The sequence below is a fragment of the Nocardia suismassiliense genome (assembly GCF_900269665.1).
In the GTDB taxonomy this organism is placed as follows: Bacteria; Actinomycetota; Actinomycetes; order Mycobacteriales; family Mycobacteriaceae; genus Nocardia; species Nocardia suismassiliense.
In genome coordinates this window covers 4,942,256-4,954,517 of record NZ_LT985361.1, presented here as the reverse complement: position 1 = coordinate 4,954,517, position 12,262 = coordinate 4,942,256, and the positions used below count along the sequence as shown (strand labels likewise).

The window sequence follows — 12,262 nt, the reverse complement described above, 5'->3', positions numbered from 1 at the left end:
ACGACGAGCACGAGGTGCGGCAGCGGCTGCGCGACGGGTTCGCCCCGGAGCACACCCTGGGGATCGAGGTGAGAGACGCCTTCGGGGGCTGCATCGCACTTAGACGTGGCTGGGCGAGCGGGCGAGCCTGGCGGACGTGCGGACGTGCGGACGTGCGGACGTGCGGACGGGCGGACGTGCGGACGGGCGGACGGGCGGGCGAGCGGGCGAGCGTGGCCGGGCGAGCGGGCAGGCAGGGTGTGGCTGGGCGGGCCCTGACGTCGCACGGCCGGACTGGCGGGGCCGGACGGTGGCGCAGAGGGACTCAGCGGCGGACGGGGAGGACTAGTTGGGCGCCGGTGAGGGGGTGGTTCAGGACCTCGACGGGGTGCTGGTAGACGCGGGTGAGGAGGTCGGTGGTGAGGACCTGGCGGGGTGGGCCGTCGGCGGCGATGCGGCCGGATTCGAGGACTGCGACGCGGTCGGCGTATGCGGCGGCGATGCCTAGGTCGTGCAGGACGACTACGACGGCGGTGCCGGTTTGGGCGCGGCTGGCGGCCAGGTGGAGGACGGCTTCCTGGTGGCCGAGGTCGAGGGCGGCGGTGGGTTCGTCGAGGAGCAGGGTTCCGGTGTCTTGGGCGAGGACGCGGGCCAGGGCGACGCGGGCGCGTTCACCGCCGGATAGGGTTGGAAAGGACCGGGCGGCAAGGTGTTCCACGTCGGCGGCGGCCATGGCGGCGGCTATGCGCTCGTCGTCGAGTTCGCGCCGTTCGGTGCGCAGCCACGGTGCGCGGCCCATCGCGACGACCTCCCGCGCGGTGAATGGGAAACCGACAGTGTGGGTTTGGGGGAGCACCGCCCGGCGACGCGCCATGTCCAACGGTGACCAGTGCGTCAGCGCATGCCCCTCGAGCTCGACCGCCCCCTCGCTCGGCGTCAACTCCCCGGCCAGCGCGGCGAGCAGCGTCGACTTGCCCGCCCCATTGGGCCCCACCAGCGCGACCACCTCACCCGCGACAACATCGAAGTCCACCGCTTCGAGCACCCGCCGCTGCGCACTCTTGTCCCNACCCCCCGCGCCCGCAAGGTGACCGCCCCCTTCTCCGGAGTAGTAGGCAACTCATGTGTTCGCGCGAACACTTGCCGAACCCCACTCACGCGCTACCTCCAAACCGCCAGTGCGCCACACTCGTTCGTATCGAAGCGCACGGGTAGTCATGGTGCGCGGCACCCCACGCCTGCTGAGGAGCCGTCGCCGACGATAGGTGCCGCTCGCTGTTCACGCGCCATCTCTGACCCGCTCGGCGACCGCGCTGATCCGTACCGGGCCCGCACCGGTGGCAGCGATGTGGTGCGCCACAAGCCTGCCGAGCAACCATCGCCGACGATAGGTGCCGCTCGCTGTTCACGCGCCACCTCCGACCCGCTCGGCCACCGTGCTGATCCGTGCCGGGCCGAACCGGTGGCTGGGATGACTTGCGCTACAAGCCTGCCGAGCAGCCATCGCCGACGATAGGTGCCGCACGCTGTTCACGCGCCACCTCTGACCTGCTCGGCGACCGCGCTGATCCGTGCCGGGCTGAACCGGTGGCTGGGATGCCGTGCGCCACAAGCCTGCCGGGCGACTATCGTCGGCGATCGGTACTGGGTCGCCTCGGTGGCAGCGATGTGGTGCGCTACAAGCCTGCCGAGCAACCGTCGCCGACGGTAGGCGCCGCTCGCTGTTCACGCGCCGCCTCCGAACTGCTCGGCCACCGCGCTGATCCGTACCGGGGTCGCACCGGTGACTGGGATGCGTTGCGTCACAAGTATTCCCGGCAACCATCACCGGCGATCGGTGCCGACGTCGATCCGCGCTGCTGTCGACAGTCGCCCCGCTCATGCAATTGCGTAGCGCCGCAACGTGTCTCGTGCCGCTCTGCGCTGGCCCGTCATTCGCAAAACTCCACCGCGCGTGCGCGACCTTCGCACACGCCACCACGCGCATCATGCCCACCCACCGGCGCGAGCCCGGGTGCGACGCAACAACCAGAAGAAGAACGGCCCACCGATGAGCGAGGTGAGCATGCCGAGCGGGAGGTCGGCGTTGCGGACCAGGGAGCGGGCGGCGACATCGGCGGCGAGTAGGACGACGGCACCGAGGATGGCGCTCAACGGGATCAGCACGCGGTGGGCGGGGCCGACGAGCATGCGGACCAGGTGCGGGACGATGAGGCCGACGAACAGCACGATGCCGGTGAATGCGACGCCCGCGGTGGCGAGGATGGCGACGACCAGAATGACGTTGCGGCGCAAGCGTTCCACGTCGACGCCGAGGTGACGGGCGGCGGGTTCGCCGAGCGCGAGCAGGTCCAGCCGTGGCGCGATGAGAATGGCGGCGGCGACGCCGATCGCGGTGAGGGTCGAGACGATGTACACCGAATCCCACGTCGCGCCGTTGAGGGATCCCAACTGCCAGAACACGATCTGGTCGCGCGCGGCAGGCGTGGCGACGAACAGCAGGAACGCGATCAATCCACCCGCGAAGGCGTTGATCGCGACACCGGTGAGCACCAGGGTGACCACCTCGGTGCGCCCGTTGGACCGCGCCAGCAGATACACCAGCAGCGTGGTGGCCAACCCGGCGACGAACGCGGCCGCGGCCACCGACCACGCCGCGACGAACGCGCCACCGATCACGATCATGGTGCCCGCGCCGACCGCGGCACCGGCCGAGACGCCGATAACACCGGGCTCGGCAAGCGGATTGGCGAACACCCCCTGCAACAACCCGCCCGCGGTCGCGAGCGCCGCACCGACCAGCATGGCCATCAGCACCCGCGGGAACCGCACCTCCCACAGCGTCACCTCGCCGGCGGGATGCGCGGGCATCGGCCCCCAGTCCAGTCCGATGCGATGAAACACGCTGCCTGCGACCTCGGCGGGCGTCGTCGGAACCTGCCCGATCGCGGCCGAGGCCAGCGCGAGCACGATCAGTCCGACGATCGCGACCGCGAATACCACTGTCGTACGCGAACGTCCGCGCGACTTCGGCGCGGAGGGTGTCACCTGCGATTCGGTCTCGGTGGTGGCCGTTCCGGTCATGCGGGCCGAGCGCCGTAGACGGCCTCGCTGAGGGCGGCGATCACCCGGCCGGTGTTGGGGCCGAAGCTCAGCACGACCGAGTCGGACATGTCCACGACGCGCTTGTTGCGCCCGGCAGGGGTTTGCGCGATGCCGGGCACCTTCTGTAAACCGTCAACGCCGCCAACGGATTTCAACCCGTCCGACATCACCAGCAGCAGGTCGGGCGCCGCGGCGATCATCGCCTCGCTGGTGATCGTGACGAACGGTTCGGCCAGTGCGCCGCCCGCATCCTTGGCCCCGAGCGCGGCGATGAGCGAGTCCGCACCGGAACCGGGCCCGGCGAGCATGGTGATGGCCGAGCTGCGCAAGTAGAGGAACGCGATGGACAGCGGCGGATCCTGCTTGGGCACCGCGGCGGTGGCGGCGTCGATCTCGGCGCGGGTGCGCTGGCCGAGCGCCTTGCCGCGGTCGGGCACACCGAGCGCGGCGGCAACGGCTTCGATCTGCGGGACCACACCGTCCATGGTGCGCTCGGGATCGAAGAAGACGACGGTGACACCGGCCGCGCGCAACTGCTCGCGCAGCGGTGGCGTGACCGAGACGGTGTCGGTCAGGAAGATCGAAGGACGTTGCGCCAGTAGGCCTTCCATGTTGAGTGAACCGTTGCCACCCGCCATGTTGGGTACGTCATGAATGGCGGGGAAGGCGACGGTACTGCGCCCGACCAGCTTCGATCCCATGCCGAGCGCGTAGACGATCTGTGAGAGCGTGCCGTAGCGATCGACGGCGACGATGCGGCTGCTGTCGGTGACGGTGACGTCGGCACCGTCGAACGAGCGCACGGTGACCGGCAACGTCGGCGTCGGTTCCGGCCCGATCGGCACCGGGTCGAGGCTGTTCAGCGTCGCGGTGGCCGGACCGCGCTGTCCGGTACTCGTCGCAGCGCTGTCGTTTCCACACGCGGCCGAGGCCACGACCAGCGTCAGCGCGAGCACGGCGAGCACGCAGCGCGACCAGCCGGTTCGGATACCGGTGGTCCACTGCGTTCGGACGGACGGATTTCCGGACGTCACACTCATGAAGGTAAGCCTAAGACGTGCCGCGCGGCAGTACGCATCGGGTCTGCGCCGATGACCCCGCCGGGGCAAGTGCCTGCCGGGATCAGCGCGATGTCAGGTGCCGAGTCCCTCACTCCGTGCGCGCACTGACATCGTCCAGCGCGGCCGCGATGGCCCGCGGCAGTTCGAGGGTCTCGGCGGCGAGCACACCGGTGAGCTGACCGATATCGCGGGCACCGACGATCATGCTCGCGACGCCGGGCCGATCCCGAATCCAGGCCAGCGCGACGGCTAACGGCGAAGTGCCTAAACCATCTGCGGCGGTCACCAATGCGTCGACCACGCGGGTCGCGCGCTCATCCAGGCTGCTGCGGATATCGGCCGCGGTCGCCTCGTCCGCGCCGCGCGAATCCGCCGGCACCCCGTCGCGATACTTGCCGGTGAGAATGCCGCCGGCGAGCGGCGCCGAGGCCACCACGCCCACACCGTGGTGCAGCGCGGCGGGCACGAAATCGAGTTCCGCATCGCGAGCCAGCAGCGAGTAAGGGGTCTGCGCGACGCTGATCGGGGCGATGGCGGCCAAACTTGCCAGCTGCCATGCGTTGAACCCGCGCACGCCTGCGTATCGGACCTTTCCGGTCCGAACTGCCTGGTCGAGGGTGGCCGCGACCTCGTCGAGCGGGGTCCGCGGATCCCACACCGCCACGTTCCAGATGTCGAGATGGTCGGTGCCGAATTCGAGCAGCGTCCGGTCGAGCTGGCGCAGCAGCGCGCGCCGGGAGGTATCGATGGTGGTGCGGGTGGTCGCGTCCGGCACGGCCGGTCCCGCGGGGGCGGGCGTGACGCGCGGCGCGATACCCGCGCAGCCACTGAGCACCAGATCGTCACGAGAGACGAGATCGCCGAGCAACTCGGCCAGGATCCGTTGCGCGCCGCCACCGGCGTACGCGGGGGAGGTGTCGACGAGCGTGCCGCCCGCTTCGACGAATGCCACCAACTGCACCGATGCCTCGTCGGCATCCGTATGCGAACCCCAGGTATGGGTCGCAAGCCCTATCCGGGACACCCGTAGGCCGCTGCGGCCGACCGTCCGCTGTTCCATCACCGTGTCCGCGCAATCGTCACGGCGCCAAGCCTAGAGCGTGCGTACGCGTCCGGGCGCCTACCCGCACAGTGACTCGCGCGTCGCGCGACGGCGAACCACCCTGCGGGAACGCCGGATACCGACCTGGCTGCCGAATTCGTTTCCGTCCGGCAGCGTGGACGTTCCCTGGCGAGCAGCGTCGCCGATCCCTGGGTGGCAGGTCAGAGATGCCTGTGAACCCGCTGCACGAGGGCGGTGCGGGCATGCCGCCGCGTCCGCGACACTGTACTGTCGCTGCGGGATTGCGCCGGTGCTCACTCGCGTGCGACCCATCTGATGACCAATTGCCCAGGCGGAACAGTTCTTTCGGGCAAGAACACATGGAGGCGGCATGAGACACCAGGAGAGTGTGTGACGGGCGAATCGATGACCTGGGTGCAGGCGCTCGTGCTCGGCCTGGTGCAGGGATTGACGGAGTTCTTGCCGATCTCGTCGTCGGCGCATCTGCGGATCGTGTCGGGGGTGTTCTTCGGCGACGACGCGGGTGCCTCGTTCACCGCCGTCACCCAGCTCGGCACCGAAGCCGCCGTGCTGGTGTATTTCGCCAAGGACATCTGGCGGATCCTGCAGGCCTGGTTCAGCACGGTGCTGCGCAAGCTCACGGTGCGGGAAACGGTGCCGATCACCGACCAGGTGACGACGCGCCTTCCGGTCGTGACGGCGGGGCAGGCCGACCGCTACTTCGACGACGAGCGGCAGCGCGAGCTCGACTACCGGATCGGCTGGTATGTGATCATCGCCACCATCCCGATCGGTGTGCTCGGGTTCTTGTTCAAAGACGTGATTCGCACTGCGGCGCGCAACCTGTGGCTGATCTCTTTCATGCTCATCGCGTTCGCGCTGGTGATCGCGGCGGCCGAGTATTACGGGCGCAAGGCGCGTCCGCTGGAGAAGCTCACCACTCGCGACGGGCTGGTGATGGGTTTCGCGCAGTGCCTCGCGTTGATTCCCGGTGTGTCGCGGTCGGGTGCCACGTCGTCGGCCGGTCTGTTCCTCGGGCTGACTCGTGAAGCGTCCGTGCGGTTTTCGTTCCTTTTGGCGATCCCTGCGGTCACTGCCTCGGGGCTGTTCAGCATTCCGGATGCGTTCAAACCCGCTGGTGAAGGGCTCAATGCGAGCGGCGCGCAGCTGATCGTGGCGACGTTGCTCGCGTTCGTGGTCGGCTATGCGTCGGTGGCGTGGTTGCTGAAGTTCGTCGCCAAACATTCGCTGGATTGGTTCGTGGGCTACCGAATCGTGCTGGGTCTGACCGTGATGGGTCTGCTGGCCACGGGTGTCGTGTCGGCCACGTGATCAGGTGTGCAGGAGCCGCCGGTGTCGGCGATACGGCTCGGTCTGACCCTTATGGGACTGCCGGCACCCGGTGGCTCGTCGGCGACATGACTAGGCTGACCGTATGACGGTGATTCTGCTCCGCCACGGAGTCTCCACGTCGAACACCGCCCGCACGCTGGCCGGTCGCAGCACCGGTGTCGAGCTCACCGAGCACGGCGAGGAGCAAGCCAGGGCCGTCGCCGACCGGCTCGCCGGGCTGCCGATCGAACGTATTGTGCACTCTCCGCTGTTGCGCTGTCAGCGAACAGTAGCGCCGCTCGCGGAGAAATTCGGGCTGGAACCGGTGTTCGACGATCGGCTGATCGAGGTCGATTACGGCGAATGGACCGGGCGTCCGATCGCCGAACTGCTCGCCGAACCGCTGTGGAAAGTGGTGCAGCGGCACGCGTCCGGGGCGGTGTTTCCGGGTGGTGAGGGACTGGCGCAGGTGCAGAGCCGCGCGGTCGCCGCGCTGCGCGAGCACGATCGGGCGCTGGCCGAGCAGCACGGGCACGACACGCTCTGGGTGGCCTGCACCCACGGTGACGTCATCAAATCGGTACTTGCCGACGCATTGGGTATTCACCTGGACGGGTTCCAGCGCATCGTGGTGGAACCCGCGTCGATCAGTGTTGTCCGCTATACCGCCACCGCGCCCTACGTGTGGCGGCTCAACGACACCGGTACCGATTTGTCCGCGCTGTCGAATCAGCAACGCCCCGTTCCGGATTCCCGTTCCGGCAAGCCCGACGCCGAGGTCGATACCTCCGGTCCCGTTCCCGGCGGCGAGCTAGGCGGTACCGGGAGTGCGGATAATGGGAATGCGGAGCGCTGAGATTCCTTGTACACGGATAGTTGGCGTTGTATCGCAGCGCCGTGGGTAGTCGATCAGGGTCACGTATCAGGAGGTGCATGTGTCACGCGCAATCCATGTATTTCGCACCCCCGATCGTTTCGTCGCCGGGACCGTCGGTGAGCCGGGCGATCGCGCGTTCTATCTGCAGGCCGTTCAGGAACCGCGGGTCGTCAGCGTGCTGTTGGAGAAGCAGCAGGTGAAGGTGCTCGCCGACCGAATGGGTCTGCTGTTGGACGAGGTGGCCCGTCGCTTCGGCGCCGAGGTGCCGCCGCAGGCCGAGGACATCGGCGATACCGCGCCGCTGGTGACGCCGGTGGACGCGGAGTTCCGGGTCGGCACCATGGGGCTCGGCTGGGATGCCGATGCGAACGCGGTGGTGGTGGAGTTGCTGGCGATCACCGAGACCGAGGTCGACGAGTCGGTGGTGCTCGACGACACCGAGGAGGGGCCGGACGCGGTGCGCGTTTTCCTCACCCCGATTCAGGCGCGGGAGTTCGCGCTGCGGTCCACCAGGGTGATCGCGGCGGGCCGTCCGCCGTGTCCGCTGTGCGGGGAGCCGCTGTCGTCGCGTGGGCACATGTGCGTGCGCACCAACGGGTACAAGCGCGGCGACATCTTCGGCGCCGCCGAGCTAGAGGAGTGAGCGGTGACGCGGGCCGGGGACCGGTTCCACAGCGGCGAGCTGACGGTGATCGGGCGGATCAGCACCGCCAGTAACGTGACCGTGGTCTGCGACATCCTCGATGACGGTGAACCGCCGATCCGGGTGGTCTACAAGCCGGTGCGTGGTGAGCGACCGCTGTGGGACTTTCCGGACGGCACCCTCGCGGGGCGGGAGGTGGCGTCGTATCGCATCTCCGCCGCGCTCGGCTGGGGTGTGATTCCGGAGACGATCCTGCGCGACGGGCCCTACGGGATCGGCATGGTGCAGCGGTGGGTCGACGGGGTCGACAACCACACCGAGCAGGGCGATCGGCTCGACCTGGTCGACCTGTGCCCTCCTGGCGCGGTGCCCGATGGTTTTCGGGAAGTGTTGCGCGCGCAGGACCCCGCGGGCAACGAAGTGTCGCTGATCCACGCCGACGATCCGCGGCTGCAGCGGATGGCGGTGCTGGATGTGCTGCTGAACAACGCGGACCGCAAAGGTGGGCACGCGTTGGAGGGGATGGACGGGCAGGTGTACGGGGTCGACCACGGGATCTGTTTGCACACTGAGCACAAATTGCGCACGGTGCTGTGGGGGTGGGCGGGACAACCGCTCAGTGACGCGCTCGTCGAGGACATCACCGCGTTCGCGAAGGAGCTGCCCGGTGCGGTCGCGGACGAGCTCGCCGGGCATATCACCGATGCCGAGATCGAGGCGCTGATCGATCGTACTCAGGAGCTCGTCGATGATCCGGTGATGCCGACACCTCGGACGTCACGGCCGATTCCGTGGCCGGCGTTCTGAAACTGGTTGGTGCTGGGTCGGTTCGGGAATGGCAGTGGGTGCGTAGGTGCACTGTGTGCTGAGTCGGGCCGGTTTCGCTCAGTATCGGTGGCTCGGGGGTGGATGTGGATCGAGTTCGGCGCGAGGCTGATTCGGTCATGTTCTGCTGTGCGACATTTCGAAGCGGGCTCGGTGCCGCGTGCCGTGTGAGGGGTGCCGCGTGAGGCATGCCGCGTCCAGAGTGAGGCGTGCCGGGTCGGAAGTGCCGCATGAGGCGTGCCGCGTGAGGCGTGCTGGGTGAGGCGTGCTGGGTCCCGCGTAAGGCGTGTCGCGTAAGGCATGTCGCGTCGGGCGTAAGGCGTGTCGCGTCGGGCGTGCCGGGTGCGGCGGGGGGCTTGCGGCGTTGGGCGTGCCGGGTGTGGCGTGGGGTGCGCCGGGTGCGGCGCGGGGTTTGCGGCGTTGGGCGAGCTGAGCGCGGCGTGGGGCGTCCGGGGTGCCAGGTGCCGCTGATCGTGCACCCCCGGCAGGGCTGCACGATGTGCCGAGCGCCGGTAGATCGAAGCGAAATTCCTCGTTGCCCTCGTGCGGCGTGGGACGTGCGGCGTGGGGCGTGGAACGTTGGGACGTGCGGCGTGGAACGTTGGGGCGTGGAACGCTGGCGTGGGGCGTCGCCGGGTGTGCTGTGGGGCGTGCCGGGGGCGGTCGCTTATACACATCTGACGCTGCCGGCGAAGGCTTTGGGGGAGATCTCGGGGGTGNCGCCGGGTGTGCTGTGGGGCGTGCCGGGTGTGGCGAGGGGTTTGGGCGTGGGGCGTTGGGCGTGCCAGTTGCGGCGCGGGACTTACTGCGCGGGACTTACTGCGCGGGACTTGCGGCGTTGGGCGAGCTGGGTGCGGCGTGGGGTGCCCTAGGTTATAGGTGCCGCTGATCATGCACCCCGCGCAGGGCTGCACGATGTGCCGAGCGCTGGTCGATCGACGCGAAATTCCTCGTTGCCCTCTTGCAGCCGGGACGATACTGTCGGCGGTCGACTCGGTGGCGCGCGGTGCCGCACGGAGGCCGGGAGCGAATCGGCCGATTGCACCGCGAGCGGCCCGGCCGACAGCAGATTCTGCGAGAGCGAAACTCTTGACATCCCATGATTTGCTGGAAAACGCAGGTCGGGAGCGGCTGGTCAGCGCTTTGCCAGGGCCGCTCGACCGGGGCGGGGAGCGATGCTCTCGACCACACCTTTACCCTCGAATCATGCAGTCCTGGTCCGATACAGCCCTACCCACCATCCCCGGAGCAGGGCCACCGTTGCGGTTGTACGACACCGCCGACCGTCAGGTGCGGCCGGTGACACCCGGTGCCACCGCCACCATGTACGTCTGCGGGATCACCCCTTACGACGCCACCCATCTCGGTCACGCCGCCACCTACCTGACCTTCGATCTGGTCAACCGGCTGTGGCGGGACGCGGGCCACGAGGTGCACTACGTGCAGAACGTGACCGACGTCGACGACCCGCTGTTCGAACGGGCTGAGCGCGACGGCATCGACTGGCGCGATCTGGGCACCCGGGAGATCGAACTGTTCCGTGAGGACATGTCGGCGCTGCGCATCGTGCCGCCGCGCGAGTACGTCGGCGCCATCGAATCCGTCGACGAGGTAGTCGAATTCGTGCAGAAGCTGCTCGCCTCCGGCGCGGCCTACACCGTCGACGACGCCGAGTTCCCCGACATCTACTTCCGCGCCGACGCCACCGAGCAGTTCGGCTACGAGTCCGGCTACGACCGCGCCACCATGGAGCGCCTGTTCGCCGAACGCGGTGGCGACCCCGACCGTCCGGGCAAGCGCGACACCATCGACGCGCTGCTCTGGCGCGCCGAGCGTCCCGGCGAGCCGTCCTGGCCCGCCCCGTTCGGCGCAGGCCGCCCCGGCTGGCACATCGAGTGTTCGGCCATCGCGCTCAACCGGATCGGCGCCGAGTTCGACATCCAGGGTGGCGGCAGCGACCTCATCTACCCGCACCACGAGTACTCCGCCGCGCACGCCGAGTCGCTCATCGCGGGCCGCCGCTTCGCCCGCCACTACGTGCACGCCGGTCTGATCGGGCTGGACGGCGAGAAGATGTCGAAGTCCAAAGGCAACCTCGTGCTGGTCTCCACGCTGCGCCGCAGCGGGGTGGATCCGGCCGCGATCCGCCTCGGGCTGCTGGCAGGACACTACCGGCAGGATCGGATGTGGACCGACGCGGTGCTCGAGCAGGCCAAGACTCGTCTGGGCCAGTGGCGTCAGGCGACCGCCCTCGCCTCGGGGCCTGCGGCAGCCGACACCATCGCTCGTGTCCGTCAGCATCTGGCCGATGATCTCGATACGCCGAAAGCTCTGGACGCACTGGACAATTGGGCTCGTCAAGCGTTGGATTACGGTGGGGCGGACGTCGATGCTCCGGCGTCGATCAAGGCGGCTGTCGACGGCCTCCTCGGTATCAGCCTGTAGTTCTCTGCGGATCTCACGCAAGAGCAGCGGGATGGGTGACGCCATGCGAAGTGGGTTCGGCACAAGGGGGCGGCAGGATGGGCAATCCGTTCGACAGTGCGGCGATCGCTGAGCGTTATGTGCGCGGGCGGCTGTACTACCATCCGCAGGCGCTGCGGATTGCCCTGCGGCAGTTGGCGATCGATCGTGTAGGTGTCGCGGTGGATGTTGCCTGCGGTACGGGGCTGTCGACCCGCGCTGTGCTCGACGTGGCGACATCCGTCGTCGCTTCCGATGCGTCGGCGGCGATGGTGCGCACCGCTGAACGGCATCCGCGGGCGCAATTCGTCACGGCGACAGCCGAACAGCTTCCGTTGAAGGACGGCGTCGCCGAGTTGGCCACTGTCGCTGCGGCATTCCACTGGTTCGACCCGCCGCAGGTACTAGCCGAGCTGGCCCGCGTGCTGCGACGCGGCGGCGGGCTCGCCGTCTATAGCGACTACTTCCACGGTCGCCTGGTGGATCGACCGGCGTTCGCGGAGTGGATGCGGGACGAGTACATGTCCCGGTATCCCTCGGTACGCCGCCGGCCGCACTTCGATCCCGACGCCGCCACCGCCGCCGGTTTCGGCCCCACCGTCAGCTCCGACCACGAATGGCGGGTTCCGATGACGTGCGAGGCGGCAGCGGCTTATCTCGTGAGCCAAAGCAACACGGCCACTGCGACCCGCGAGGCGAGTCTCTCGGAGCTGCAGCACGCGCTCGCCGAAGAGATACGGCCGTTCTTTCCCGAGCACGGTCCTGCCGAAGCCGTGTTCACCCTCCGGGTCTGCACTACGACGTTGCAGCGCTGAGTGCAGCTTGCGGGAGTTGGGCTCCTAGGTCATGGTCCTGCCGCGGCCGAATCGTTGTGGACAAGGCGACACCTCACCGGTTCGCCTGAAATGGTTGCC

Annotated in this window: 9 protein-coding genes and 1 pseudogene; 6 read left to right on the top strand and 4 right to left on the bottom strand. The window is 68.6% G+C overall.

The genetic code is table 11. The features are described from left to right. Positions 1-304: 304 nt before the first annotated feature. The 4 genes and pseudogenes from DBO33_RS22240 to DBO33_RS22225 all read right to left on the bottom strand — a co-directional run bounded on the left by DBO33_RS22240 (position 305) and on the right by DBO33_RS22225 (position 5,205). Positions 305-1,137, bottom strand: a pseudogene (locus DBO33_RS22240) (heme ABC transporter ATP-binding protein). A gap of 828 nt (positions 1,138-1,965) precedes the next feature. Then, positions 1,966-3,063, bottom strand: a complete 1,098-nt coding sequence (locus DBO33_RS22235) for a FecCD family ABC transporter permease (protein WP_234390979.1) — start codon at positions 3,061-3,063, stop codon at positions 1,966-1,968. Next, on the bottom strand, positions 3,060-4,124 hold the full coding sequence (locus DBO33_RS22230; RefSeq protein WP_107656765.1) for a heme/hemin ABC transporter substrate-binding protein: 1,065 nt from the start codon (positions 4,122-4,124) through the stop codon (positions 3,060-3,062). The genes DBO33_RS22235 and DBO33_RS22230 overlap by 4 nt, the downstream gene beginning before the upstream one ends. Before the next feature lie 109 nt (positions 4,125-4,233). After that, a complete protein-coding gene (locus DBO33_RS22225) occupies positions 4,234-5,205 on the bottom strand; it encodes an aldo/keto reductase (RefSeq protein ID WP_107656764.1) in 972 nt (323 codons plus the stop codon). A 408-nt stretch (positions 5,206-5,613) separates the two neighbouring features. Between DBO33_RS22225 and DBO33_RS22220 the strand changes: the two genes are divergently transcribed. From DBO33_RS22220 to DBO33_RS22195, 6 genes are all read left to right on the top strand, one after another. Next, positions 5,614-6,540: an undecaprenyl-diphosphate phosphatase gene (locus DBO33_RS22220; protein WP_107656763.1), complete on the top strand. Its 927-nt coding sequence runs from the start codon at positions 5,614-5,616 to the stop codon at positions 6,538-6,540. A 103-nt stretch (positions 6,541-6,643) separates the two neighbouring features. Then, on the top strand, positions 6,644-7,396 hold the full coding sequence (locus DBO33_RS22215; RefSeq protein WP_107656762.1) for a histidine phosphatase family protein: 753 nt from the start codon (positions 6,644-6,646) through the stop codon (positions 7,394-7,396). 79 nt (positions 7,397-7,475) lie between these two features. Further along, positions 7,476-8,060, top strand: coding sequence for a DUF3090 domain-containing protein (locus DBO33_RS22210; RefSeq protein ID WP_107656761.1), 585 nt, complete (start codon positions 7,476-7,478; stop codon positions 8,058-8,060). Positions 8,061-8,063: 3 nt separating this feature from the next. After that, positions 8,064-8,867 carry an SCO1664 family protein gene (locus DBO33_RS22205; RefSeq protein ID WP_107656760.1) on the top strand — a complete coding sequence of 268 codons (804 nt, stop codon included), beginning with the start codon at positions 8,064-8,066 and terminating at the stop codon, positions 8,865-8,867. 1,224 nt (positions 8,868-10,091) lie between these two features. Further along, positions 10,092-11,330 carry a cysteine--1-D-myo-inosityl 2-amino-2-deoxy-alpha-D-glucopyranoside ligase gene (gene mshC, locus DBO33_RS22200; protein ID WP_107656759.1) on the top strand — a complete coding sequence of 413 codons (1,239 nt, stop codon included), beginning with the start codon at positions 10,092-10,094 and terminating at the stop codon, positions 11,328-11,330. Positions 11,331-11,407: 77 nt separating this feature from the next. Further along, on the top strand, positions 11,408-12,163 hold the full coding sequence (locus DBO33_RS22195) for a class I SAM-dependent methyltransferase (RefSeq protein WP_107656758.1): 756 nt from the start codon (positions 11,408-11,410) through the stop codon (positions 12,161-12,163). Positions 12,164-12,262 lie beyond the last annotated feature (99 nt).